General features: G+C 39.7%; 21 protein-coding genes and 1 pseudogene. 4 read left to right on the top strand and 18 right to left on the bottom strand.

Annotated elements, in window-relative coordinates:
- Positions 1-33: 33 nt before the first annotated feature.
- From FGD67_RS10195 to FGD67_RS10120, 16 genes are all read right to left on the bottom strand, one after another.
- Positions 34-696 (bottom strand): TVP38/TMEM64 family protein, encoded by a 663-nt coding sequence (locus tag FGD67_RS10195; protein ID WP_257174893.1) that lies wholly within the window; start codon positions 694-696, stop codon positions 34-36.
- Between the two features lie 27 nt (positions 697-723).
- Complete coding sequence (locus FGD67_RS10190; protein WP_257174892.1) at positions 724-1,158, bottom strand: thermonuclease family protein; 435 nt, start codon at positions 1,156-1,158, stop codon at positions 724-726.
- Positions 1,159-1,258: 100 nt separating this feature from the next.
- A complete protein-coding gene (locus FGD67_RS10185) occupies positions 1,259-3,388 on the bottom strand; it encodes a hypothetical protein (RefSeq protein ID WP_257174891.1) in 2,130 nt (709 codons plus the stop codon).
- A gap of 25 nt (positions 3,389-3,413) precedes the next feature.
- Positions 3,414-4,067: a single-stranded DNA-binding protein gene (locus FGD67_RS10180; protein WP_257174890.1), complete on the bottom strand. Its 654-nt coding sequence runs from the start codon at positions 4,065-4,067 to the stop codon at positions 3,414-3,416.
- 111 nt (positions 4,068-4,178) lie between these two features.
- Positions 4,179-4,532, bottom strand: a complete 354-nt coding sequence (locus tag FGD67_RS10175; protein WP_257174889.1) for a DUF3802 family protein — start codon at positions 4,530-4,532, stop codon at positions 4,179-4,181.
- Between the two features lie 188 nt (positions 4,533-4,720).
- Positions 4,721-5,518 (bottom strand): DUF1338 domain-containing protein, encoded by a 798-nt coding sequence (locus FGD67_RS10170; protein WP_257174888.1) that lies wholly within the window; start codon positions 5,516-5,518, stop codon positions 4,721-4,723.
- 226 nt (positions 5,519-5,744) lie between these two features.
- Positions 5,745-7,217, bottom strand: coding sequence for a succinylglutamate-semialdehyde dehydrogenase (astD, locus tag FGD67_RS10165; protein ID WP_257174887.1), 1,473 nt, complete (start codon positions 7,215-7,217; stop codon positions 5,745-5,747).
- An 81-nt stretch (positions 7,218-7,298) separates the two neighbouring features.
- Entirely contained in the window at positions 7,299-8,315 is a 1,017-nt protein-coding gene (gene astA / locus FGD67_RS10160; RefSeq protein WP_257174886.1) for an arginine N-succinyltransferase, read from the bottom strand.
- A 69-nt stretch (positions 8,316-8,384) separates the two neighbouring features.
- Positions 8,385-9,599: an aspartate aminotransferase family protein gene (locus FGD67_RS10155; RefSeq protein WP_257174885.1), complete on the bottom strand. Its 1,215-nt coding sequence runs from the start codon at positions 9,597-9,599 to the stop codon at positions 8,385-8,387.
- 336 nt (positions 9,600-9,935) lie between these two features.
- Positions 9,936-11,081: an HDOD domain-containing protein gene (locus FGD67_RS10150; protein WP_257174884.1), complete on the bottom strand. Its 1,146-nt coding sequence runs from the start codon at positions 11,079-11,081 to the stop codon at positions 9,936-9,938.
- Between the two features lie 176 nt (positions 11,082-11,257).
- Positions 11,258-11,857, bottom strand: a complete 600-nt coding sequence (locus FGD67_RS10145) for an aminodeoxychorismate/anthranilate synthase component II (protein WP_257174883.1) — start codon at positions 11,855-11,857, stop codon at positions 11,258-11,260.
- Positions 11,858-12,088: 231 nt separating this feature from the next.
- A complete protein-coding gene (locus FGD67_RS10140; RefSeq protein ID WP_257174882.1) occupies positions 12,089-13,291 on the bottom strand; it encodes an alginate export family protein in 1,203 nt (400 codons plus the stop codon).
- Between the two features lie 398 nt (positions 13,292-13,689).
- Positions 13,690-14,718 (bottom strand): biotin-dependent carboxyltransferase family protein, encoded by a 1,029-nt coding sequence (locus FGD67_RS10135; RefSeq protein WP_257174881.1) that lies wholly within the window; start codon positions 14,716-14,718, stop codon positions 13,690-13,692.
- Complete coding sequence (locus FGD67_RS10130) at positions 14,715-15,482, bottom strand: allophanate hydrolase subunit 1 (protein WP_257174880.1); 768 nt, start codon at positions 15,480-15,482, stop codon at positions 14,715-14,717. Before FGD67_RS10130 ends, FGD67_RS10135 begins: the two co-directional genes overlap by 4 nt.
- A complete protein-coding gene (locus FGD67_RS10125) occupies positions 15,460-16,206 on the bottom strand; it encodes a 5-oxoprolinase subunit PxpA (RefSeq protein WP_257174879.1) in 747 nt (248 codons plus the stop codon). The genes FGD67_RS10130 and FGD67_RS10125 overlap by 23 nt, the downstream gene beginning before the upstream one ends.
- 14 nt (positions 16,207-16,220) lie before the next feature.
- Positions 16,221-17,429: a YcbX family protein gene (locus FGD67_RS10120; RefSeq protein ID WP_257174878.1), complete on the bottom strand. Its 1,209-nt coding sequence runs from the start codon at positions 17,427-17,429 to the stop codon at positions 16,221-16,223.
- A 234-nt stretch (positions 17,430-17,663) separates the two neighbouring features.
- Here FGD67_RS10120 and mpl point away from each other — a divergent pair, with 234 nt between their 5' ends.
- Both mpl and FGD67_RS10110 read left to right on the top strand, forming a co-directional pair.
- Entirely contained in the window at positions 17,664-19,031 is a 1,368-nt protein-coding gene (gene mpl, locus FGD67_RS10115; protein ID WP_257174877.1) for a UDP-N-acetylmuramate:L-alanyl-gamma-D-glutamyl-meso-diaminopimelate ligase, read from the top strand.
- A gap of 68 nt (positions 19,032-19,099) precedes the next feature.
- Positions 19,100-19,798, top strand: a complete 699-nt coding sequence (locus tag FGD67_RS10110) for a flavin prenyltransferase UbiX (RefSeq protein WP_257174876.1) — start codon at positions 19,100-19,102, stop codon at positions 19,796-19,798.
- 41 nt (positions 19,799-19,839) lie between these two features.
- Here the strand turns inward: FGD67_RS10110 and FGD67_RS10105 are convergent, their stop codons facing one another.
- On the bottom strand, positions 19,840-20,133 hold the full coding sequence (locus FGD67_RS10105) for a hypothetical protein (RefSeq protein WP_257174875.1): 294 nt from the start codon (positions 20,131-20,133) through the stop codon (positions 19,840-19,842).
- A gap of 221 nt (positions 20,134-20,354) precedes the next feature.
- Between FGD67_RS10105 and FGD67_RS10100 the strand changes: the two genes are divergently transcribed.
- Positions 20,355-23,627, top strand: a complete 3,273-nt coding sequence (locus FGD67_RS10100; RefSeq protein WP_373567869.1) for an amidohydrolase family protein — start codon at positions 20,355-20,357, stop codon at positions 23,625-23,627.
- 228 nt (positions 23,628-23,855) lie between these two features.
- Here FGD67_RS10100 and FGD67_RS10095 read toward each other — a convergent pair.
- Positions 23,856-24,110, bottom strand: a pseudogene (locus tag FGD67_RS10095) (hypothetical protein); the annotation flags it as partial.
- A 445-nt stretch (positions 24,111-24,555) separates the two neighbouring features.
- Between FGD67_RS10095 and FGD67_RS10090 the strand changes: the two are divergent.
- Complete coding sequence (locus FGD67_RS10090; protein WP_257174874.1) at positions 24,556-25,698, top strand: cytochrome P450; 1,143 nt, start codon at positions 24,556-24,558, stop codon at positions 25,696-25,698.
- Positions 25,699-25,760: the final 62 nt, after the last annotated feature.

Genomic DNA, 25,760 nt, shown 5'->3' with positions numbered 1-25,760 from the left:
TAGGCCTCTTTTTTATTAACTAAATTATGAAGATTAATGCCAGTTGAGCTTAACCTGCGTTTTACGGTAGAGGTAACTGCTGAGTATAATAGCGATAACCAGTAACCCTCCGCTAAGCATCAATTGTTGTTGGCCATTAACTTGTAGCCCTGCGCCCATCAGTGAAAATATGGTCATTTGTGGTATAAAACCAAGTGCTGAACCTAATAGGTAAGGTGTCATCGGCGAGCGTGCAGTGCCCGCCAGTATGTTAGTGAGAAAGTTTGAACCGGCAGGCAGTAATCGAATGATTAAAGCTTTTAAAAAGGTGTCATGACTAAAAAAATGACTCACTTTGGCTAAAGGCTGCGGATAATGTCGCTGAACCATGTTAGCAAAGCATTTACGAGCAGTAATGAGCGTTAATACACAAGCGAAAATAGCAGATGTTGTTGCTATCAGCATGCCAAAGCCAGCACCAAATAAGAAGCCGGCACTGATCGCAGCTACTTGTCTTGGTAAGCCAATAGCCATTGCTGGTGTTAGTAGTAAGAGAAAAGTGAGTGCGCCAAATAGCGTATTGGGGAGCAATGTTGCTAAATAATGCTGAATATTAGCACTATAGTTACCGAGTAAGACAGTAGCTAATGTGACAGCTAATAGTAGCGATAGTACCGTTGCCAACGCCGTTAATTTCAATGCTGAATTTTGTTTCAATACTTACTCTTTATGCTCATGATTAAATCAGTGGCACCAGCTTTGTTTCTTGCTTTTACCGGAATACACTTTTGCAAAGCCCGCAGCTAATAATCCTTCTGCAAGGCTCTCACCATCAATAAAGACATCGGCAGTAATACGGAAGTACTTACCACGGTTTAAGTTTTTTAGTTCAATGATATTAGCATGTTGCAATTTATCTTGCGTAAACTTTTTGGCAAGTAATGCTAAGCGCTTTTCATTTGGGCATTTTGCCCTTAATTCGGGGGTATCAATATTATTAATGCGAATAGGGGCATTTTTACCAATCAGCGCTGGCCATTGGTCGATATCAACACGAAAAGTATCGCCGTCATAAACATTGGTAACACGACTAATGACAATATTACCATAGTCATTAGCTAGCACTTTTGAGGTTATTAAAATGAGGAAACAGCAAAGTAATTTCGACAACATTGGCATAAAACTAGCCCAAAACGAAAAATTTTCAGCATTTTGCGCCGCTTTACTGCTAAATACAAGTCAAGTAATTGCTTTGCTGAGCGTTAATTTTTTCGTTTGGTCAAAGGTTGCTTGTTTCGTTAGCTAAATCTTTCAATATTTTTGTTTTTGCCATGTTGAATTCGCTTTCATCTAAGTAACCTTGTTTTTTCATCATAACAAGCTTGTCTAAAGCCGCGACTAATCGGGTATCAACGTCAATAGTATCGTCATTAATACTGTGTGAACTATCTTGGGCGAAAGTGTCACTAGGAGAATGACTGGTGTCGGATGTTTTTGTGCCCGAAGTGCTCTGATCTGATGTTTTATCACAAACATCAGGCGACACTTTTTTTACAGCTGTTGTTGATGAGTCTGCCTGATTTTTAGGTTTAATTTTGACTTTTATTTTTCGTTTGCTAGTGGTCATAGGGTTAATATATTGCGAAAACAACCATTGCCAGTCAATAACTTTGTTGATCACTGTGCTGTACTTAAGCTTAGTATGGCGCATATTGCCAACCCGAAAATACAGACAAAATAGATAAGATTTTTTTTGCTTATCAGTTAAGCATAATTGAATTCTTCGTTGCTTTTCATCGATCATTTTTAACTGGTTTTCTTTGGCAAAAATTGTCAGTACTTGTGCCTCTAACTCATTGGAGAAGCTTTGTATAGAATTGACATCGATTGTTGATATAACTTTATCATTTAATAATAATTCACTGCGGGTTAGTGCTGATATTTCGATAACTTTCTCAGCATTTTTATCATGGCGTTTATAAAGTTTTAACGACTTTTTTTCAAGATCTATATCAAAATTTGCCCATTGTTCGTGTAGCAGATGTTGCTGTTTATTGGTTCTTTTTCTTAAATAGTAAAAATAACTCATTAAAATGACAAGTGTAAAGATAATAAAAGTGAAAGCACTGCTGTTATTGGTCTTTGTTATTGGAACATCGTCAACCATGACTTTATTGAGGACTATTTCAGGCTGTTTGATGCTATATAGGCGTTGTTTGTTATGTTCGAGCAACAATAATTCGCCATCGTGCCTTTGATGTAAGCTAAATTTGGCCTGTTTAGACATACTATAACGGCCTAAGTTATGCGGACTATGCTCATAACTTTCGTCATTACTAAGTTCTGGAAATAATGGTGAAGCTTGTAATTGCCAGCTATCTGCTGTGGTTTGCAAATGCAGTACTTTACCCCATAAGTTTTTTAATTCTCGACCATGATAAAGGAAAGTTTTACTAGGGCTATTTACTGATGCTAAACGTTGTTTTATTTGCGCTGCTGGCATGCTTTTTCGCCAATCGTCGCCTATTTTGGCTTTCACAAGTAAGTGACTGTTTTGGTGGTTTAATTGGATCAGAAAGTTGTAGTTACCTTTTTTCATCCAATTAAAATGGATAATTTCTTGTCCTGCAATAAAGACAATTTCATTTAAAATATCATCTTGTTTTGAAAACGGGTTATTAACGGGAGTCGTGTAGCTTCTTGCACCGTATGCTTTCGGTCTGATACGGAGAATTGTGCCTGCGTAGAGCGCCTCATTAGCTAAATTCTCACTTTTAGCTAGGGCAATAAAAAGCAAACCAAAATCATTATGCCAAGGTTCAATATAAGGGTTAAAACTTAGTTGTTGTATGTGCTCTTGTTCGTGGTTTATCGCGATGCGCATAACTTCGCGTTGCTTATTTAATTCAGGTCTTTGATTTACTGCATAAGTTAGCTGCCAGCGCATTATCACTGCATCATAAGATGGATTGAGTTCACTGTGCTTGGGGCTTAATTTTGATTTTGTTTTTTTACTCTGCTCAGTATGGGCGGTATAGAAAGTGTGATAGCCATCACGCTCGCGGTAGTTAAAATTTGGATCGAGAGTAATGGCTGTTAAGGTGATGTTCTCAGTGGTATTTAGTGCAGATTTTAGTTCGAAGAAAGGAGATGGAGAGATATCATGCTGATTAATTTGATAAACATTGCCGGTACTGGTAGCGATAAAATAGTGCTCATTATTTCCCGGTATCGGCAACACTGTATGCCAGTTATCGTTTTTTAGTGCCACATGACTTAGGTCAGCTATGGTTGATAGCTCCAGCTCATTGCTGTCTTGTTCTGCTGCGTTAATAACGAGACTAAAAAGGACTACTAATGTGTAAATAAAATACAGCTTAATCATCTTAAGCCCGTTTTTCTTTTCCATATAGTAGTGCTTCCTTAAATTAGTGTTAGTGCTTAGCTAATAGCACCGCTTGATGTGCATCGATAAATTGGTTTTTATTCTTATTATTAAGATAGCTCAATTTTCCGTCAACTATTATTTGATCATTTATTTTGCCATGCTCTGCAAGGTAAAGTGCTTGTTTACCCCAAACATGAATAGGTCGTTGTATGGTTACCACATAACTTTGCTGTGTGATGGCGGAAAATATATGCTGTTTCGATTCAAGCATAACTTCCGTTAGTTCTTTATTATTCTCGGTGGTAATAAGCTTAATTTCTGACACTATATTGCCACTACAATGGATTTGATTAATTGATTGTGCATAACCTTTCGGAAAGGTTTGTGCGTATGTGGCATGTATTATTTCGCGATTATTTTTTCTACTATTAATTAAGTAACCCTGCACTAAGATGATATCGCCTTTACCGGCATGAATAAGTGCGCGTTCAACAATTTCGCCAATAACTTTTACCGTATGATAACTAGTCCATTCTTTAAATTGATTACTGGTTTTGTCAAACCAGCGACTATGTGTTGCTAAAGTAAATTCTGCAAAAGCTACAACGGGGTTAGCTTGATAGCGAATATCAGGCTTACTAACGAGATTACCTAACAGGGTAACAGTACATAAATGGTTTTGCGGTTGTTCAGATAACATAAGGCAACTTGTGATTCGATGAGGTAAATGATGAGTGCGTTAATCAAGCATAAGCGATGATAGTTAATAATGATACGCAGTAATAGGACTATTTTTAAAGCTAATCAATGACTAAAGTAAAAACTGACTGTGTATTTCGGTATCAAATAAATTTTTAATCAAAATCGCAAATTCTTTAATAAACGCTACTTGTTCACTCGTGACAGAGTTATTCATTACGCCAGACAATATTTCTTGTAGATCATAGACAATGGCATCAATTTCTCGAATAATCGTATTGCGCTGATTAAATGTTAGCGTTTCATTTTGATTGCATAAGCTAATAATTTGTTCGCTCATTTCTTGCTCGATTACTGCTAATACCGAGCTGTTATTATTATCGATATTCGAGCTGTTTTCAAATAAGCTTAAGTGAGCAGTTAAATATTCAATGATGTGAATATAACCTTCGGTATCGGTAACCATTGGTTCATCTACTTAATTTTTATCATAGGCTTACTTTACTCATAAAATAAGGTGATGATCAAGTGGCAAAGTTGTTATTGAATGTTGAGAGTGTAAATATTAATGTTTTTGTACGAGAAATTTCAGGGCGAAAGGTTCTTAAGATGGAAATTGGCACCTATTTATAACAAACATAGGTGCCAGTTAAATTACGCCGCAGCGTTAGTGCTTTCAAAAATTTTATCAGCAGAAGCTGCAACAAAACCTGTGTAAAGCTCGCCGTTTTCCATCGGGTAGCGCTTGGCAAACTCGTAGAAACAGCTAGGAATAGCAAGGGTTTTATCAGAGAACTCAACTAATACATGATCAGCCATAGTGGATGATTGCTCTAATTTTACGCCTTCATCACCTTTAATTTCGCCGCCAGTGGTATTTAACTTAAAGCCGCCAGCTTTAACCGCTTCATTAACAGCCTCAATCGAGTCGTAATTTGCTAAATGGTTAATGCTGACGGTGAAATGGTTAGCACGGTAGCCCCATGCCGCAACCCATGCTGCATATTCACTTTCACTCAGTAAGTCTAAGTATTCTTGGTGACTCACTTGCCAATGAGTACCTGAATACAAAAAGCTTTCAAGGTTAATATCTGTTTCGTCGATACCCGCGACCATTTTTTCTATGATTGCTTGTACACGTGGCGAAAATTTTTCTACTAATAGTTCACTAATAAATACTTTCGGTAAGTTTGTATTAGCATGCTCAAAGTGCTTAGCGTAGAGTTTTTTTGCTTCGAAGTGGTATTCACCACACTCTTTGTAACCTAAGTTAAGCAGGTGTGCAGAGATCTTTTCAATATTGACCTTGGCAATGTTGAAGGTACGGTAAGCAACATGATCGTTGATTAAATCGTCACCTGTGCTTAAAAGTTGGTGTACTTTGTCAGCTGAAGGCGTTACTGCTAAATAGTTTTGCCAAATGTTGTTAAATAAATTTTTCACCGCAGTCATGTTAAATTCCTAAATGCATAAATAAAATAGTGTTGATATCTCAAGTCGACTGAGTGGTATCTGAGGCTATTTATTACTACTTCAATAGGATATTAAAGAATATTTAGGACAGCATGCTTGATAACCACTCAGAATAAGTGACTATATTTGATCGATGTTTTTAAAAAAGCTGGGACGGATCCCAGCTTTTTTTAATGGGCAATAAAGTTTCATTAAAATTAATTAATTACTTAATCGTTAAACCAGGGCTTAATGTTGCTGGTAATGCTACTTTTTCAGCTTCTACTGACGCAACAGGGTAGGCACAGTAATCAGCGGCATAAAACGCACTCGCTCTGTGGTTACCACTGGCACCAATACCGCCAAATGGTGCGGCACTGCTGGCACCGGTAATTGGCTTATTCCAGTTGACAATACCGGCGCGAATACGGCGGAAGAAATGATTATACAAGTCTTCGCTGTCACTCAATAAACCAGCTGATAAACCAAATGAAGTATTATTTGCTTCGTTAATTGCAGCATCAAAATCAGTGTAACGGTAGACTTTTAATAATGGACCGAAATGCTCATCATCTGGCATTTCAGAGATGTTTGTTACATCAACAATACCAGGAGAAATAAAGCCAGTGCCTACTTCAAGGTGCTTCATCATTACAATTGACTCTGCGCCAAGGTCTAACAATTGCTGTTGTGCTGCGACTAAACCTAAAGCGGCTTTTTCAGAGATCATTGAACCGATAAATGGTTGTTCTTCATCATCAAAATAACCAATTTTAATCGCTTCAGTGCTAGCAACTAATTTTGCTAAGATAGCGTCGCCTTGTTCACCAGCTTCAATAAATAAACGACGAGCACAAGTACAACGTTGGCCAGTAGTAATAAAAGCCGATTGTAAAATGTCATGCACTACCGCATCGATATCCGTGACATCTTTTACGATTAATGGGTTATTACCGCCCATTTCTAATGCTAAAATCTTACCCGGTTGACCACCAAATTGCTCATGTAAAAAATGACCTGTCGTTGAGCTACCGGTAAAGAATAAACCGTCAATTTGTCGATGACTTGCTAATGCTTTACCTGTTTCAACTTCACCTTGTACCATGTTAATAACGCCAGCTGGAAGGCCAGCTTTTAGCCATAGTTTTAAGGTTTCTTCAGCAACCATAGGTGTTAATTCACTTGGTTTGAATACCACAGTGTTACCTGCAATAAGTGCCGGAACAATATGACCATTTGGCAAGTGACCAGGGAAGTTATAAGGGCCATATACCGCAACAACACCGTGTGGTTTGTGACGAATAAAGGCTTTTGCACCTGGCATAGGGTTTTCAACAGTGCCGGTACGCTCTTCATTAGCACGTACAGAAATAGCGATTTTACCAACCATGGCACCTACTTCAGTGCGGGTTTCCCAGATAGGTTTACCGGTTTCAAGTGCGATAGTTGTCGCGAATGCTTCTTTGTGTTCAGTCAGTAATTCAGCAAACTTAACCGTGATAGCAATACGATCTTCAATTGGCATATTAGACCAAGTGTCGAATGCGGCACGGGCAGCCAGCACAGCTTCGTCAACTTGTGCTGGAGAGGCAGTATTACCCTGCCAAATCACTTCATTTTTAGCCGGATTTTTTGAAAAAATTTCATGACCTAAACCTACTGACCATTGACCATTAATAAGTTGTATATTGTGTGACATTCTAGATTCCTCTGCGCGCGTATCGCTCATGAGTGTAATAATTAACTGCGTTCGATAATTAGCTAAATAACGGCTAAGTGATTAATTGGCAACTAGGCGTACCCAGTCTCCTTCTTTGACTATTAGCGCATCTGCAACGGCTTGTGAAATAACGACTTGATTGGCGGTTTCACGTAATAGCACCGGTGCTTGTGTTGCTCTAAAGTCAGCTACTTTGCTATTACAAATAATATATTTATTATCATTAGTCACATCGCCAATCAGTACTTGGCATTTCTGGCTTTGACGTACTGTTTTTACTGATGCTGTTTGTGTTTCTACTGTTGGGCCACCGTCAAAAATATCAACATAACCACGGCGCGAGAAACCTTCAGCTTCAAGTAACCGCAGTGCAGGTACTGTTTTTGGATGCACTTTATTGATCACTTGTTGTGCTTCTGGGCTCAACAAATTAACGTAAATTGGATATTTGGGCATTAATTCAGCGATAAAAACTTTTTTACCGATACCGGTAAGGTAATCTGCTGTTGGAAAATCAAGTGAGAAAAAATTATCCTCTAACCATTTCCAAAATGGTGATGAACCATCTTCGTCTGAAACACCGCGCATTTCGGCAATAACCGTTTCCGAGAAACGTTCACTATGCTCTGCCATAAATAGAAAGCGAAAACGTGACAAGAAGCGTCCGTTACGGTTTTTACGATGACTTTCGCTAAGAAATAGAGTACAAATTTCAGAAGCACCCGTATAGTCATTACATAAGGATAATGTTTCAACGGTATTATAGATATTAAGCTCACGAGAGCTGTGCACAACTTTACCTAAGTGGTAATGATAAAATGCATCGTCTAGACCAACTGCGGCTTCAATACCACTTGTGCCAACAACGGCGCCGGTTTCGGTATCTTCCATTACAAATAGGTAACCTTCATTACCTGGTTCAGTAACTGAACTTTGGAAAGAAATCTCAGCGTGAGAAATGCGTTTTCTGAGCAATTCTTCGTTGACCGGTAGTGATGTAAAACCGTGTCCTGACTCCACAGCGATGCGATGAAGTGCATCATAATCACTGTTTTGAATAGGGCGTATAATAATCATAGAAAACTCTCAATGAGACGTTCAAATACTTAAGGTGCTAAGTATTTGAACGCTATAATAATGAATGACTTACTTAGCTAGTTTAGCTACGGCTTTTTCAAAACGTGCTAAACCTTCAGCGATATCTTCATTAGGGATTACTAATGAAGGGGCAAAACGTATAATGTTAGCACCGGCAACAAGTGTCATAACACCTTCATCCATTGCTGCATTTAAAAAGTCTTTTGCTCTACCTTGGTAAGCGTCAGTTAATACCGCACCAATCAATAAGCCTTTACCACGAATTTCACTAAAAACATTATGTTTTGCATTGATAGCATTTAAGCCATCAATATAAAGCTGAGCTTTTGCCTTAACACCGTTTAACACTTCTGGGGTATTAACCGTATCAAATGCCGCTTCAGCTACAGCACAAGCTAATGGGTTACCGCCGTAAGTGCTGCCGTGTGTACCAATTTTAAGGTGCTTAGCAATATCTGTTGTGGTGATCATAGCGCCAATAGGGAAGCCGCCACCTAATGCCTTTGCTGTGGTTAAAATGTCAGGTGTAACACCTAAGCCCATGTATGCATATAATTCGCCTAAACGGCCAACACCAGTTTGCACTTCATCAAAAATTAACAAAGCGTTATGTTCATTACAAAGTTCACGAACACCTTTAGCAAACTCGTCGGTAGGTGAAATAATACCGCCTTCACCTTGTAATGGTTCCATCACAACAGCACAAGTTTTGTCTGAAATAAGCGCTTTAAGGCTGTCTAAGTTGTTATATTCTGCGTGATCGATATTACCAGGCTTAGGACCAAAACCATCTGAATAAGCCGTTTGACCACCAACAGTAACGGTGAAAAATGTACGACCGTGGAAACCTTGTTTAAAGGCGATGATTTGTGACTTTTCTGCACCAAAGTTTTCAAGTGCCCAACGACGCGCTAATTTCAATGCTGCTTCGTTTGATTCTGCACCTGAGTTAGCAAAATAAACTTTATCAGCGAATGTGTTGTCAGTTAATTTTTTTGCTAAGCGCAGTGCTGGCTCATTAGTCATAACATTTGATAAATGCCAGATTTTGTTGGCTTGTTCTGTTAACGCACCGACTAATGCTGGGTGACAATGTCCTAAACAATTCACGGCAATGCCACCAGCAAAATCGATAAATTCACGATCTTGTTGATCCCAAACACGTGAACCTTGACCGCGAACAGGGATAACTGCAGATGGCGCATAGTTAGGTACCATAACATCATCAAATAACGCACGATCTACCGGGAAGTGATTAGACATTGTAAATTCCTCTTATAGTTAGGATATTGTAATCAATAGTTGTGTATTAGTTTTATAAGCTAAAACTTAAAGAAACTAAATGAATTAATTAGCGAAGTGCAATCTCAACACCGGACTAACTAAAAAATAGGCAGGGATTATGACAGAAAAAACAGACTCTGTCTTGTCAATATGCGCTGTACCCCTTGTAAAGCAAAGGCTTAGCCGTTTTTATTCATTATTTTTGCATAACTATCTTTCGAGTGTTTTTTCAGGTTAGGGTTGGCTGCTAGCGCTTTATGTATAGTATGAGGGTCAGCAATTGCTGGCAATATTTCATAATTAATCAAAAATAATTTAATTAAAATTTAATTTTATATGGTCAATGTCGCTTTTTTTCAGCAGGGCTATATCCTTTGTGGTTAATTGCCCCGCGCTTAGTAGTATTTTAGCTTCTTCAGTATTAATAAGCTCTTCTTTGGCTAAACTCCTAAAGGCGACATAGGCTTTAGCTTTAGTGACTACTTTCGCAATAGGGCACATGTGGCTAATATTAACGGCATAGGCCAGATCAAACACAGCCTCGGTAATTTGTAAACGATCAAAGCGCATTAGCTCGACCATATCTGCAGCCACTTTACTGCTGCGCTCCACTAGCTGTTCGAGCAGTAACTGAGGTGACGCTTCTAATTCAAGTAAAATGTCATGAAGCTTTTTATCTTTACTGTCGTAAGCCTCACGTAATTCTTCATTATAAAGCTCAGTATAAGTGTTTAAAAAACTGCGAGTAACGGCTAACAAACCTAAATTACTTAGCATGCCTGCAGCAAAGGCGGCAAATTCATCTAAGCCTTGTTTTTTCGCTAATAGCTGTGCTGCTAGAGCGATCGATAAACTATCATTCCAAAGCTTGCGTTTCATTAATGGAAAAGGAGCGGTATTGTTAGGCAGCCAATGCTTAAGCATAAAAGTTGGCATGACTAATTTTAGATTATCTAAACCAACATAGCTTAGTGCTAAGTTAGGCTCGGTGACTTGCACGTCTGAGCGTTTACGGTATTGCGGTTTATTAACTAAGTTAATTAATTCAATACATAGCCAAGGTAATGCTTTGACTAAAGGAGCAATGCGATTGATGCTTGCTGCCTTTACCGATAATATCTCCATAATAGAAGGAGCCGCATCTTCTATTTTTAGCACGTTCATGTAGAGATGTTCTTTATTGTTGAATTCTTTATTCACTTGCTTAACAACTTGAGAAAAAAATTTGCTCATGACTTGAGCTTTAAAATGTTCGTGCCCATGCGCCTGAATAATTTTATTTTTATTGGTTTCTTCTTCTACAGCAAGTAATTCACGTCGGCGGTTAAATTGTTCGCTATTTTGATGCTTAGCAAAACTAACTTTGCCATTTTTTTGCTCAGCAAAGTCTTTACTAATCGCTAAGCTGAGTGCTCGATTATAGATAGGGGAAACAAGTTTATTATCTTCAAATATTTGCATCAGCACTTCATTATTAGTAACGGTGATCAGTTTATAGTTTTTGTCGCTAGCTAAGTTATCGACCTATGGCTCTATTTCATTAGAGGCTGTTATGAGCAAGCTTTAGACAACTAGCCGAACTTGTAATAGCTCAATATTTAACTCGACATGATAATAGCGCTTAAATAAGCTTTATCCTAAATATTATCATCTATTAGATTGGAATACTGATCAATAAAGTTTTGTAATAACTGCTGACCTTGCTCAGTTAAAATTGATTCAGGATGAAACTGTACGCTAGCAAGTGGCAAATACTTGTGTTGTAAAGCCATAATCTCTATCTGATCATTGCTTGATAACCAAGCGGTCACGGTCAATTCATCAGGTAGGGTGTCCGGAGCAACAATTAATGAATGGTAGCGAGTCACCGTTAAGGGCTGTTTTAATGCTTTAAATAGCCCTTGTTTATTATGTGAAATGCTACTGGTTTTTCCATGCATCACTTTTTTGGCTTTAATAATTTTAGCACCGAAATGTTGGGCAATACATTGATGGCCAAGACATACACCTAATACTGGGATCAGGCCTTTAAATTTTTCAATAATTGCTAAGGAAATACCTGCGGCATTAGGATCACTAGGGCCGGGAGATATAACAATATACTGTGGTGCGAGTTCAGTTATCGCATCGATACTGATTTCATCATTTCTGACTACCATGACTTCTTGACCAAGTGCTTGAAAATAATGCACCAAGTTAAAAGTAAAAGAATCATAATTGTCGATCATTAATAACAAAAAAGCACCTACATAGATTTCAGACCTGAAAGCGGGCGCTATTCTAAGCTTTTATCTACAGCCATTCTACCCCTAGCGGTGGGATAGGCAATATTGTTGATTAATAAAGCAGCGGAACTCGATGTTAAATTGGTTTAACAGAAATGAAAAGGGTTTAAATATTACGGCTTAAACCCTTTTTTATCTTGTTTAAATAGTTAGTGAGCGCTAACTTAAGCTGAGCGAGAAAGCTTAGAAATTAGCTGAAAGTTGTAGCCAAAGTTTGTCTGTGTCGCTGGCATGGTCATCAGCACTGTAACTAGAAAATTTAACTAGGATATTGTAGTTTTTGTTGATTGTGTATGCTGCTGCAACGTCGATCTCTGAACCATAATCAATACTATCAACATCAGAAGAAAAATCGTGATATGTGGCAGAAAGTTTGATGTCGCTTACTTTTGTTTTTGCGGTCAAGTAAACATCTTCAATACCTTGACCTGGAGTGCCTAAGAACTTATCGGCAAAACCTTGGAATTTGTGTAATGTTGCTAATGGAGTGGAGAAGCCAACACCGTTATCACTACCTAAAGACTCAATACCAGCTAATAAGGTTACTGTACTAACTTTTGTACCGACCTCAAAATTGTAGTAATCAGCACTAAAATCAGTTGCGTTATCACCTGCGTCACTTTGTGTTGCGTAAGCCGCTTTAACCATTACTGGGCCAAAGTTACCTTGGTAGCTTACACCGTAAGTATCGGTTGAAAAAGACGCGACGGTATCAAAATCAAGTAAGTAAGCATAAGCATTGATTTTGTGATCTTTGTTGATCGTGTAGAGCGTGTTCAATAAATGGAACTGGCCTTCTAAGTCAGCGTTATCACCATCAGGGCCAAAAATGCGGTTTACATTGTATACATAACTGTAATCTGCTGAAAATGACTCAGTCGGACTTGCTTGAAAGCGGTAGCCGTCGAAAGTTTGTTCATTTTGTCTCCAGCCTACACCACCAACAAAACGTAGGTCGTTGTGCAGAATACGTTGACGACCAGCGGTGGCTGAAAAGTTATCTGCGCTATATTTTAAGAAAAATTGGTTTACATCAGTACCTGCGGGATCAGCAACTACTGGATAATTTGTTTCACCGTTGCGGGTATTGTTATAGTCATCGATGAAGTCAGCAATATTATCAACTTCAACACCTACAGATACGCCTTTAAAGCTGCCAGTATTTGCCGTGATACGGCTTTTTAATGTTAGTGCACTTGCGTTGTCTTCAATGCCATCTTGATCAACACCTTCGTAACGAGCGCGGAAGCTAAGTTTTACCGTGCTTTCTGAAAGTGCTTTTTTAACGCCTGATGCCACAGATGTTTCTTCTGCAAATGCTAATGGCGCACTTAAAAGTGAAGCTGAGAGTAAAGCTAGAGAAGTGTACTTTATGTTATTTTTCATAATATCAACCTTAGTGTTTTAAACTTTGAGAGAGTTTATTTTTAATCAACCATAGTAAGAATCAGTCAAAATATCGGCTTGTTTTAAGGCATTTTTTAATCATTTTTATTTGTCAAAACAAACAATATTTTATTTATTTACAATAAGTTACGCAGGACGTGTTTGAGTTTTCATCAGAGTGGGTGCTCAGATGATGGTAAAAGTTCAAATTGCCAAACTGTTTAAAAAATGAGTAACTTTTTAATGCGCTAAAATTAGCATTACTCCGGTCGAATGAGAAACACAAAAAGCAAAAATTAGCTGAATAATGTCGCTAAACTGATCTGGAACAACAAAGCGCTGTTTTTTTAGCGATCCATCGGGTCAATTGTTCCTGTTTACTATGAGAACTAGCTTAGTCAGAGGCTAAATTTGCGATAAAACGCGTGTAACTGTTGTTGCGCTTGTTGGTGATTAATTAGGGTGAAATTGACTTTTTCACCAGGACGCATTTGGCTTAAGCGAAATAAGTCGGTTTGCATGACACTGCCCAGTACCGGATAGCCGCCCATGGTTTGTCGCTCTTTCATTAAGATGATCGGTTGTTCGTTGGCTGGAAGCTGGATCATGCCGTAAGTCACGGGCATCGACAATAGGCAACGGCTGCGTAAGGATTCGGCCAGTATTTTTTGATCAAACAAGCGTACTTGCTCAGGTTTGCTCTGAAGTCGATAGCCCATACGGTTACTATCGGCTGAAATAATATACTCGCGGGCTAAAAAGCGCTGTTGCTGTTCAATGCTCATTTGTAAAAATAGTACACTGGGCATTAACCTTAATGTCAGCCTGTGTCGAGCATAGAAGCGTGTTGGTGAGCTTGTTGGCTTATTGGCTTTTACTGGCACTACTGGTCTTGTTAAGTTGCTTGCTGGTGCTGAAAAGTATAATTTACTACTCGTTATTAATGGCGTACCGGTAAAGCCTAGTGCCATTTCATTCTGGGTTTGAGCAAAGCTGCCTAACCAGGGCTGTTGTTCTACTTGGCAAGTAAAGCCGCCTGCGACCGCCAAATAACTATGTAAGCCATGTTCTGGCATGGCAAAAGTAATCATGTCATTGGTTTTTAATTGATAGCATCGCCAATTTTTTATCGCGATATCATTGATTTTAGCCTTGCAGTTAGCGCCAGTTATGGCGATTACACAAGTGGCATTGGCTCGAAAACTTATTTGTCCTAAGGTAATTTCTATTGCCGCACAGTTACGTTGGCGCTGATCAGACTCGGTAATACTGTGATAATCTGCAATAAGTTGATTAGCAGTCAGAAACGCAAACTCATCAGCCGCGCCACTGGCACTAAAGCCCAAGTGTTGAGCATTTAAACGCCCCAAATCTTGAATACTCGCCTGGCCATTGATATTAATAATTTCGAGATAATGCTGACTCATGCTGATAAGCCTTGTTGCATAGCAATAAATTCAGCTTTTGAAATAGCATAAAATTCTACATTTTGTCCGACATTGATGGTGGCATTAAATTGGCCGTTGCTCGTGTTATACATAGGTAAGGGGGTTTGGCCAATAATATGCCAACCACCAGGGCTTTGATTCGGATAAACCGCTGTTTGTTGCTCGGCAATAGCCACAGCACCTTTGGGAACTTGGGTGCGCGGTGATGACTTTCGAGATAAATGTAACATGTCGGGCAAGCTAGCTAAATAACAAAATCCCGGCGTAAAGCCTAAGGCAAAGCCACGATAAATAGTGCTGCTATGCTGTTTGATCACTTCGTCGTTCGACATGTTGCAACGGTGTGCCACTTCAGCTAAATCCCATTGTTGCTCGATATCGTAGTAAACTGGTATCTTAATACAATCAACGGACAGGTTATTATCGGTTAGCTGTACTGGTTGTTGATGACGTTTAGCAAGTTGTTTAATTTGCTCAGTAATTTCAGTACTTGTGATCATTTGATGACGAAAATAAATCATCAAGCAATGATAGCTGGCGACGGTTTCGATGACGTATGTACCGAGCTGCTGCTCAATCAGTGTTTGCAAGGTAATGATTTCATTATGTTGTGCAATGCTAATTTTGCTTTGCCAACTGAGCAGTAAGGCGTTTTCTGCGACAATATCAAGGCTAAAGTTTGCTTGAAAGTACGTGTTGTTCTTTGGCTTATTGGCCATTCTATTTGGGCTTATTTTCTGCATTGAGGGTCGCTCGCAAAGCTTTAATCATGGCAAAAGCATTTGGTGTGTCGCCGTGTACACATAAAGCATCAATGTGAAGTTGCAAGGGCTGTTGATTAATACTCAGCAGCGGTTTTTGTTGCAGTATATCCTGACAGCGACTCACCACGTCTTGGTTATTACTTAACACCGCACCGTTTTCATTGCGCGGTACCAGTAAACCATTATCTAAATAAGCTCGATCAGCAAAAGCCTCAAAATAGAGCTGAATCTGGTGCTTTTTAGCTATTTGCTGAAATGGCGCACTGTTAGTTAATGCTTGCATCATTAAGGGTAAAGGTTGATGACTCGGTTGAACTAACTGGGCAATAGCAATACAAATGCCATTAAACAAGTTTAGGTCTTTCATCATATCGTTGTAGAGTGCGCCATGCGGCTTAACATAATGCACTTGCGTATTTTCTGCTACGCAAAGTGCTTGTAAAGCCCCTATTTGATATTGCACGTTAGCAATTAACTCATCTTGTGTTAACTGCATAGATTGTCGACCAAAGTTTTCGACATCTGGATAACTGGGATGCGCGCCGATAATGACTTGATGTTGGTGGGCAAGTTTAATGGTGTTTTTAATGGTTACTGGATCTGAACCATGAAAGCCACAGGCAATATTCGCCATATCAATCAAGGGCATTATATCGGCGTCGTTATTATTTTTAAACTCACCTAAATCGCAGTTTAATTTCATGACTTTTGCCTTATTTAACCATTATGTCTATTGCGACGTTTACGCTCGGGATGCCTAATAACCACATCAGTTAATGGTGTACTACAGCAACTTAAAACATAGCCTTGCTGTTGCTCTTCATCGGATAGACCGTCTTGACAAGTTTCTGTGACTTGACCTTGTTCGAGCATAACCTTACAACTACCACACATACCCGCACGGCAAGAATAGGGTAATACTAAGCCGGCATTTTCGCCCTGTTCAAGTAAGGTTTCGGTGTTGTTACCCGTTACTGACTTATTAAAGCGACTAAAGGTTATTAGCGGTTTCTTTTTCTTAACTGGCTGCGATTGTGCTGCTTTTTCTTTATTACTCAGCTCATTATTGTCAGCAGGTGTTGCTGATTGTTTCGCTACAGAAAATACTGGTGCAGCTTGGTATCTTAATACTTCAAGCTTGTCACCGCGTTTAATTTGTCCTTGATTAAGTGCAACTAAGTTTTGGCCAAATAAAATATCGCCATTAGCTAATTGCCGATAGTTTTTTAATGTTTTTAACGGTTCTTGCTGGTGATCTTTTACCGCATTTTCAGGATTAATGGTGGTAAAAATACAACGAGTACAAGGCTTGGTTACTTCAAACTCTACCTCGCCAATACGAATTTTTTGCCAAGTATCTTCAGTAAAGGCGTCACAATCGCTCACTACAATATTGGGCCTAAACTGCGACATTGGAATGCTTCGAGCGTTAGGTGGATATTGGCTGTTTAAATGCTCAAGTGAGGCTTGTGAAATAAGTAATAAAGGGTAGCCGTCGGCAAAACCCACTTGGCTATTTTTATTTTTAACAAATCGTTGTGACTCAGTGCCAAAAAACAGTAATTGGCAGGGCTTTTGAAGGTAGCGACTAAACCATTGGTTGATAGCGTCTTCGCACTGTTGTGCGCTGATAGTGTCATTCCAAACTTGCACATCAACATAATTGAGGCTCAGCAAATTATAATCAATCACCAATGCCGGCATTTTCGGTGCGGTAATGATCAGGCCCGTTGCGGTTAAGTTGGCTTGAAGTAAACATAAGTTTGGCTGGGTACGAGCAGTAAAAAATTCGCCTTCAGGGCTTGCAACAACAAAACGACGATCAAAGGCTAAGCCGAACTCTTCCACCCAACTATTAGATAACTCAAGGCCAGCACTCGATTTTATTGGGTAAATGGTAATATTTTTCAGCGTAGCCTGACTCATGAATTGCCTCAAATGTTAATTGTGTTGTGATCAACTTGCGATAATACCGTTAATTGCTCGATGCGTTTATTCAGTTGATAGTAATAGACTTGGAATAACAGCTCTGATAGTGGGCAAAATGCCTTGATTTTGCAATATGTATTTTTGTGAGATTAAGGTATATTGAGCGCATTCTGATTTAAACCTTAGCTCAAGCTAGCATTTGCAGTGTAAGAGCTATTGAAATAGGCTTTTATGCATCTTCATATATTAGGTATTTGTGGCACATTTATGGGCGGTATTGCCGCCATTGCTAAGCAAATGGGCTTTCGTGTTTCCGGTTGCGACGCGAATGTTTACCCGCCAATGAGCACGCAGTTAGCACAACTTGGCATCGAGTTAAAGCAAGGTTACTTGGTTGAGCATTTAGATGATGAACCTGATTTAATTATTGTTGGTAATGCCATGACACGCGGCAATGTCATGGTTGAGCATGTACTCGATCGGAAAATTCCTTATATCTCTGGCCCACAATGGTTACTAGACAATGTCTTAAAAGACCGTTGGGTACTTGCGGTTTCAGGCACTCATGGTAAAACTACCACAAGTTCAATGCTGACTTGGATTTTACAATATGCCGGCATGGAGCCCGGGTTCCTCATTGGCGGCGTACCACAAAACTTTGATTGCTCTGCACGTTTAGGCAATGCACCGTTTTTTGTTATTGAAGCTGATGAATACGATACGGCATTTTTCGATAAACGCTCTAAATTTGTGCATTATCGTCCCAATACTTTAGTGATCAATAACATGGAATTTGATCATGCCGATATTTTCAATGATCTCAGTGATATTCAACGACAATTTCATCACCTTATTCGTATGGTGCCAAGCAATGGTTTAGTGTTGTCGCCGAAAAGCGAGCAAGCCATCAGCGATACTTTAGCGATGGGCTGTTGGACACCAACGGAATATAGTGTTGGCGATCATGATAAGTTATCAGGCTGGCATGCCGATAAGTGTGTTGCTGACGGTAGCGAGTATATAGTTAGCTTTAAAGGTGAAATTCAAGGACGGGTTAATTGGGCCTTAATCGGTGATTTTAATATTGACAATGGCTTAATGGCGATAGCGGCGGCAAGACATGCCGGCGTACCAACTTCGGTTGCTATCGAAGCCTTAGCAACTTTTGTTAATACCAAACGTAGATTAGAGCTTAAAGGTGAAGTTAATCAAGTGAGGGTGTTTGACGATTTTGCTCACCATCCGACCGCGATTGCGAAAACACTGGCCGGTGTGCGGACTAACGTAGGTGATAAACGTGTTATTGCTATACTAGAGCCGCGGTCAAACACCATGAAATCAGGTGTACATAAAGATACTTTAGCAAAATCATTAGCGGATGCTGATATGGTTTTTGTTTATCAGGGCGAACAGGTTAAGTGGTCTGTTGATGCGTTAATTGCCGATTGTATTCAGCCTTGTTTTATTAGCCAAGACATTGCTCAATTGGTGGCTGACATTGTGGCTAAAACTCAAGCAGGAGATACGCTTGTTGTTATGAGTAACGGTGGTTTTGGCGGTATTCATGATAAACTGTTATCGGCACTTGCAACGCAGTAGCCATTGTTTAAACGACTTGAATGATCAATTGCATCGTGCAAGTCATATGATACAGGTAACAAAAGTAAATGTTGATTAACTCAGGTGAATACGTGCAAAATCAATCAGTAACAATTAATAATAGCGATGAGTTTGATAAAAAAATAACCTTAGCTATTACTGGGGCTTCGGGCTCAGCTTATGCGCTGCGTTTACTCGAGTGCTTAGTTGCTGCTAATTACCAAGTATATTTATTGTGCTCAAGCGCTGCTCGAGTGGTATTTGACACCGAAGTGGGTTTGAAATTGCCGAGTTCGCCGGATGCAGCGAGTCAATTCTTTACTGAAAAATTTAACGCTAAACCTGAACAAATTATCGTTTTTGGTAAGGAGCAATGGTTTTCACCGGTGGCGTCTGGTTCGGCTGCGCCGAAAACCATGGTGGTTTGTCCATGTTCTACTGGAACGCTAGCGGCCATTAGCCAAGGCATGAGTGATAATTTGATCGAGCGTGCTGCCGATGTGGTGATAAAAGAACGCGGACAGTTAATTTTAGTGCCGCGCGAAACACCATTTTCAACTATTCACTTACAGAATATGCTGTCGTTATCACAAATGGGCGTCACCATTATGCCAGCCGCACCGGGCTTTTATCATCAACCCGAATCGATAAATGATCTGATTGATTTCATGGTGGGTCGTTTGCTCGATCATTTAAATATTGCCCAAAGCATTATGCCACGCTGGGGCTATCAAGCATTTCCCAGTGGCAAAAGTAAAACAAGCTAAAGACATGTGAAGTAGAATTAATGCCTTGCAGTAAGCTTCATTTAGTCAGTATTACTGGCGACTTTATTTTTTGCTTTGATGGCTTTAATATCAACACCGTCAAGTAACAACATCACATCAGCGAGTAAGCGCTTAAGCTCGGTGACTTCAGTAGGAATACTTTTTTTAACTTTTTGCACGTAAGCAATGGCTTCGCGGTTTTGAATAACTTTCAATAACGCTTTCAAGGTCTCGTTATCATCAGCATCAATTGCCGGCAATTTTTTTTCACTTGCGGCGTTATAGAGTGAGTAGGTGGCAATCAAACTTGCTTGTGCTGCTTTTAATCTTTCCACAAATATTCATCCTTGTTTTTATTATCATTATCTATCTACCATACTGAAAAATAAAAAATTGTCTAATTTTTCTCATATACGCCATGATAAATGTTTAGTTTACCGGTATAACCATTGGCGGCTGAACGGCAAATACCAGCCATTTGTCGCATCGGACTTAAATTTTTTCTGTTGATGTGTTGTAGTAGGGCTAATAATAATAACTATTTAGGTTAAATCGAATGTCGAAATTTACGTCCCGAATATCCTCGCTAGCACTCAGTATTGCCTTAATGTTAGGCACAAGCCATCATGCCTTTGCTGAAGATGACGCCACTAACACCACAGATAAAACTCAAGCTGAAAAGTGGTCGGTAAATAGCCCTCAAGGCGAATTTACCACGGCAAAAATTGATGTTCGCCAAGGTACTTGGATGAATGTTGATATCAGCCCTGATGGCCAAATTTTAGTGTTTGATTTATTAGGTGATATTTATACTTTGCCGATTGAAGGTGGCGAAGCTACGGCATTAATGACCGACATTGCTTGGCAAATGCAACCTCGTTTTAGCCCAGATGGTAAGCACATTGCTTTTACCTCAGATGAAGACGGCGGTGATAATCTTTGGATCATGAACGCAGATGGTAGTGCTGGCAAAGCGGTGAGTTCAGAAACCTTTCGTTTATTAAACAGCCCGGCATGGTCGCCAGATGGTAATTACCTGGTTGGTCGTAAACACTTTACCGGCTCTCGTTCATTAGGTGCTGGCGAAGTATGGATGTACCACAAAACTGGCGGTAACGGCGTCATGCTAACCAAGCGACCTAATGAGCAAAAAGATTTAGGTGAGCCGGCATTTTCGCACGACGGTAAATATGTTTACTTCTCACAAGATGCAACGCCAGGCAAAACCTTTCATTACAGTAAAGATTCTGAAAAAGGCATTTATAAAATTAAGCGCCTAGCGCTTAAAACCGGCGAAATTAAAGTGGTGGTTTCGGGGAAAGGTGGTGCAATACGTCCGGTACCGTCACCGGATGGTAAATATTTAGCTTATATTAGCCGTGACGATTTCCAATCTAATTTATATTTGTATGACTTAAAAAGCGGTAAAGAAAGCTTAATTTTTGAAAATTTAGATCGTGACATGCAAGAAACATGGGCTATTCACGGTGTTTATCCAAACATGGCTTGGTTGCCAAGCAGTGAAGGTATGGTGTTTTGGTCTGGTGGACAAATTAATAAGCTCGATTTTGAAAGCAAAACAACAACGGTTATTCCTTTTCACGTTAAAACCGAGAAAAAAATTCAAACCGCTTTACGCTTTCAACAAGATATCGACCAAGATAACTTTGACGTGAAAATGCTGCGCGATGTTGAAATATCACCAGACGGGCGAAAAGTGGTTTATGAATCAATGGGCCATATTTATCTTCGCACCATTGCTGACGGTAAAGCGAAAGGTAAAGCCAAGCGCTTAACTAAGCAAAAATCACATTTTGAATTGAACCCTAGCTTTTCTCGTGATGGAAAATACGTTGTTTACAGCACATGGGACGATAATAAGCTGGGCGAAATTCGCATGGTTTCTACCCGTGGTGGTAAGAGCCGCGTATTAACCAACGAACCAGGTAAATATGTTGAGCCTAGTTTTTCACCCGACGGTAAAAGCGTGGTATATCGTAAAGTTTCAGGTGGCTATATTACCGACCCAACGTGGGGTTTAAATCCGGGCATTTATACCGTTAATGTTAAAAAAGGCACACCTAAATTGGTGACCGAATCGGGCGAACTCCCGCACTTTGGCGCTAAAAACGATCGCATTTACCTTTTACGTAATGGTGAAATACCACAATTGATGAAAATTAGTTTAGACAATGCATCAGCAGAGAAAGAACAAGCGCTTTATCAAGGTAAGTTTGCTACCGAATATAAAGTGTCACCAGATGGTAAGTACTTAGCGTTTGCCGAGCGCTTTAAAGTGTTTGTAACACCGTTTGTTGAACGTGGTCAGGTGATAGATATTGGCCCATCAGCGAAGAATTTACCGGTGAAAAAACTATCGGTTCGCGCTGGCGAAAGTATTAACTGGAATGGTAAGTCGAATGAGTTGTACTGGAGCTTAGGGCCTGATTTATACCAAGCAAGTGTGGCGGGTTTATTTGATATAGCTACTGAAGAGCCTACCGCTAAAACGGACCAACAAACGTTAGATAGCTCAGCACAAGCGCCGCTTAAAACCTACTTAGGCTATAAAGAAAAAGCCGATAAGCCTTCAGGTCGAGTTGCTTTTGTTGGTGGTAAAGTTATCACTATGGAAGGTGAGCAAGTTATTGAAAATGGTGTTGTTGTGGTTGAAGGCAATAAAATTATTGCCGTTGGCCAACAAGGTCAAGTGACGATTCCATCTAACGCTAAAGTGATTGATGTTACGGGTAAATCAATTATGCCCGGTTTAATTGACGCTCATGCCCATGGCCCACAAGGTAGCAATGAAATTATTCCACAGCAAAACTGGAAAAATTACGCTGGCTTAGCGCTAGGTGTCACGACTATTCATGATCCATCGAATGACACCACTGAATTTTTTGCGGCTAGTGAATTGCAAAAAGCCGGTGATATTGTTGCGCCACGTTTATTCTCAACGGGTAGTATTTTATATGGCGCTACCGCGGCGGGTTATACCTCACATGTTGATAGCTTAGACGATGCTAAATTTCATATTGAACGTTTGAAAAAAGCCGGTGTATTTAGTGTTAAAAGCTATAACCAACCGCGTCGTAATCAACGCCAACAAATGATCCAAGCTGCACGTGAAGCCGAAATATTAGTGGTGCCAGAAGGTGGTTCACTACTGCAACACAACCTTACTATGCTGGTTGATGGTCATACGACATTAGAGCATTCAATTTCGACGGCGAAAATTTACGATGACATCAAGCAATTATGGTCACAATCTGAAATGGCTTACACGCCAACCATGGGCGTAGCTTACGGTGGTATTTCGGGTGAACATTTTTGGTATGACACCACGGATGTATGGTTACATCCGCGCTTAAGTAAATATGTACCGAGTGAGTTTTTAGATCCACGCTCTATGCGTCGCACTAAAGCACCACATCATCATTACAACCACATTAACGTCGCGAAAGTTGCTAAAGAGCTACAAGACTTAGGCGTTGTGGTGAATGCCGGTGGTCACGGGCAGCGTGAAGGTTTAGCGATGCATTGGGAAATGTGGATGATGGCACAAGGTGGCATGTCACCATTAGAAGCCATTCGCACAGCAACCATGTCTTCGGCACATACCTTAGGTTTAGATAGCCAATTAGGGTCACTTAAAGTGGGTAAACTTGCTGATATTTTAGTGATTGACGGCGATGTTAGTGAAAATATTCGCTTATCTGACAAAGTGGTTTATACCATGGTGAATGGCCGTTTATATAACGCCGAAACCATGAATGAGGTAGGTAACTACGATAACAAGCGTGAAAAATTCTATTTTGAAAAATAGGCCTTATTAAGCTTGATTAGACAAAACCCGGATTGATCCGGGTTTTTTATTTTTACAACGGACACTTTCCTCCCAAGTCATCTAATACCAATTCTACTAAGTGTCTTCCCACTCAGTGAAGTTTAAAAGCTTTAGCGGCACAGGTTCACAGTTCCAGGCTGAACCTCAGTAGCTACATTCATGTAGGTAAGGCATTGATTGACGAGAATGGTTATTGCCTTATTGAAATCAATAACGTGGCCTGTAAGCTCTGGGTGGGAACAAACTTAATAGACTTGCTATAACCTCACGCGAAATAGCCCAGATATAAGCAATCATTTCTCTGGCCTTAGCCTTGTGTATTAAACGGTTGTCCCTGCGGCATAATCTTAACTGTGCTTGCCATACCATATCGACGATTTCTTTACTTAATCCTTCTTATCTTAATTGCATTTCTTTTGAAATATTGGTGTTGTGTTTATACCAATATGCACCTTCGACCAGAAAGCTTATTATGGCTGGCATAGCTTAAGCTTTAAAGCAAAGCCTTAAATCAGCGGAGTGGCGTTATTGCGGGTTAACGATTATATCGCTCTACTCAGGCATCAATGACGAGAAAAATCCTTAAAAACTTACTGGGCGAACAAGTTGATTGCTAATAAACACCAGTAAGCCTGCTTGATTAAGATCAATAAAAGAGTAAAACATCACCCTTTGTGATTAATAGGGTATTCTTGTTTTCAATAACAAGTGTTCTAATATTGACGATTATTACAGTTAATATAAATAGCCGAAACTACATAACAGTAATCTTTCACTACTTTATGGCGTTGGTCTTGTCGGGTAGCTAATCAGAGCTAGACACTTTTATGATAACCAAGCCGATAGGAATTATACGTATTGAACTATTTAGATATAAAAAATTATATCTTTCTCTTTCGAGGCCGATATGAATTATAAAATGCCACATTACTTATCCATTACTGGTTGCGACGTGCGCTCTTTTACCGATAAATTACGAGTAAAGCACCCAATAGTAAAAAATATAGCAGGTGAGTGGGTACTATTAGCGCACCATAATGTGATGGCGGCTGCGCTTGATAATGAGCGTTTTTCTAGTAATGTATCTCGCTATTTGCAAGTACCAAATGGTTTAGATGGTGAAGAGCATAGTCAATACCGCAAAATAATAGAGCGCTTCCTCACTCGTTTAGCGATCACCCCGTTTATTCCGGTATTTGAAGATGTTGCAAATAAGCTTGTAGCAGAGCTGCCGAAAGGGCAAATATTAGATGCGGTAAACGATATTGGTGCCGTATTCGCTGTACGTGCGCAATGTGCATGGTTAGGTTGGCCAACAGAACTAGAGCCACTGTTATTAGCGTGGATGAAAGAAAATCATGCAGCTACGCGCTCTGGCAATCATGAATGGACCGTAAGTATTGCTGAAAAATTTGATGATATTGTCAGTACAATTATTCAATCACGCAGAGCAAATCACAGTAACTCACCTGACGATATTACCGGCCAACTTTGTCGTGAAACTATTAATGGCCGATTATTGACAGAAAAAGAGTTGGTTTCAATATTACGTAATTGGACCGGTGGCGATCTTGGTTCTATAGCTTTATGCGTTGGTGTTATAGTCGCTTACATTGCTGAAAACCCGTCACTGATCACTACAATACAGCAAGTTTCAGATCTCGAAGTAGAAGCCATTATTAATGAAATACTGCGTATTGATAATCCCTTTGTTTCTAACCGACGAGTAACCACATGCCCAGTACATGTCAGTGGCCAAGATATTCCTGCAGGTGCGCGTATAAAACTCAACTGGACTTCAGCTAACCGTGACGAAACGGTGTTTAATAATAATCGCTTTGATCCCATAGCACATGCTGATAATAATTTACTTTACGGCATAGGAAAGCACGTCTGTCCGGGACGATTATTAGCAAGTTGGCAATTGAGGATTGCATTACAAACGTTACTTGCCTCGGTAGAAAAAATTAGTTTAGTGCAAGAACAATTACCTGAGCGAGAAATTGCACCTGTTGGAGGCTATCATCGAGTACCGGTGATATTCACCTAATGGAAACTAATTAAGCAACTAATTAAACCAGCCATAATAACTTGTTTGTATTTTCAGTAATC

This window comes from Colwellia sp. M166, assembly GCF_024585285.1.
Classification (GTDB): Bacteria; Pseudomonadota; Gammaproteobacteria; order Enterobacterales; family Alteromonadaceae; genus Cognaticolwellia.
The sequence above is the reverse complement of the archived record's forward strand: the minus strand, read 5'-3'. Positions and strand labels throughout refer to the sequence as shown.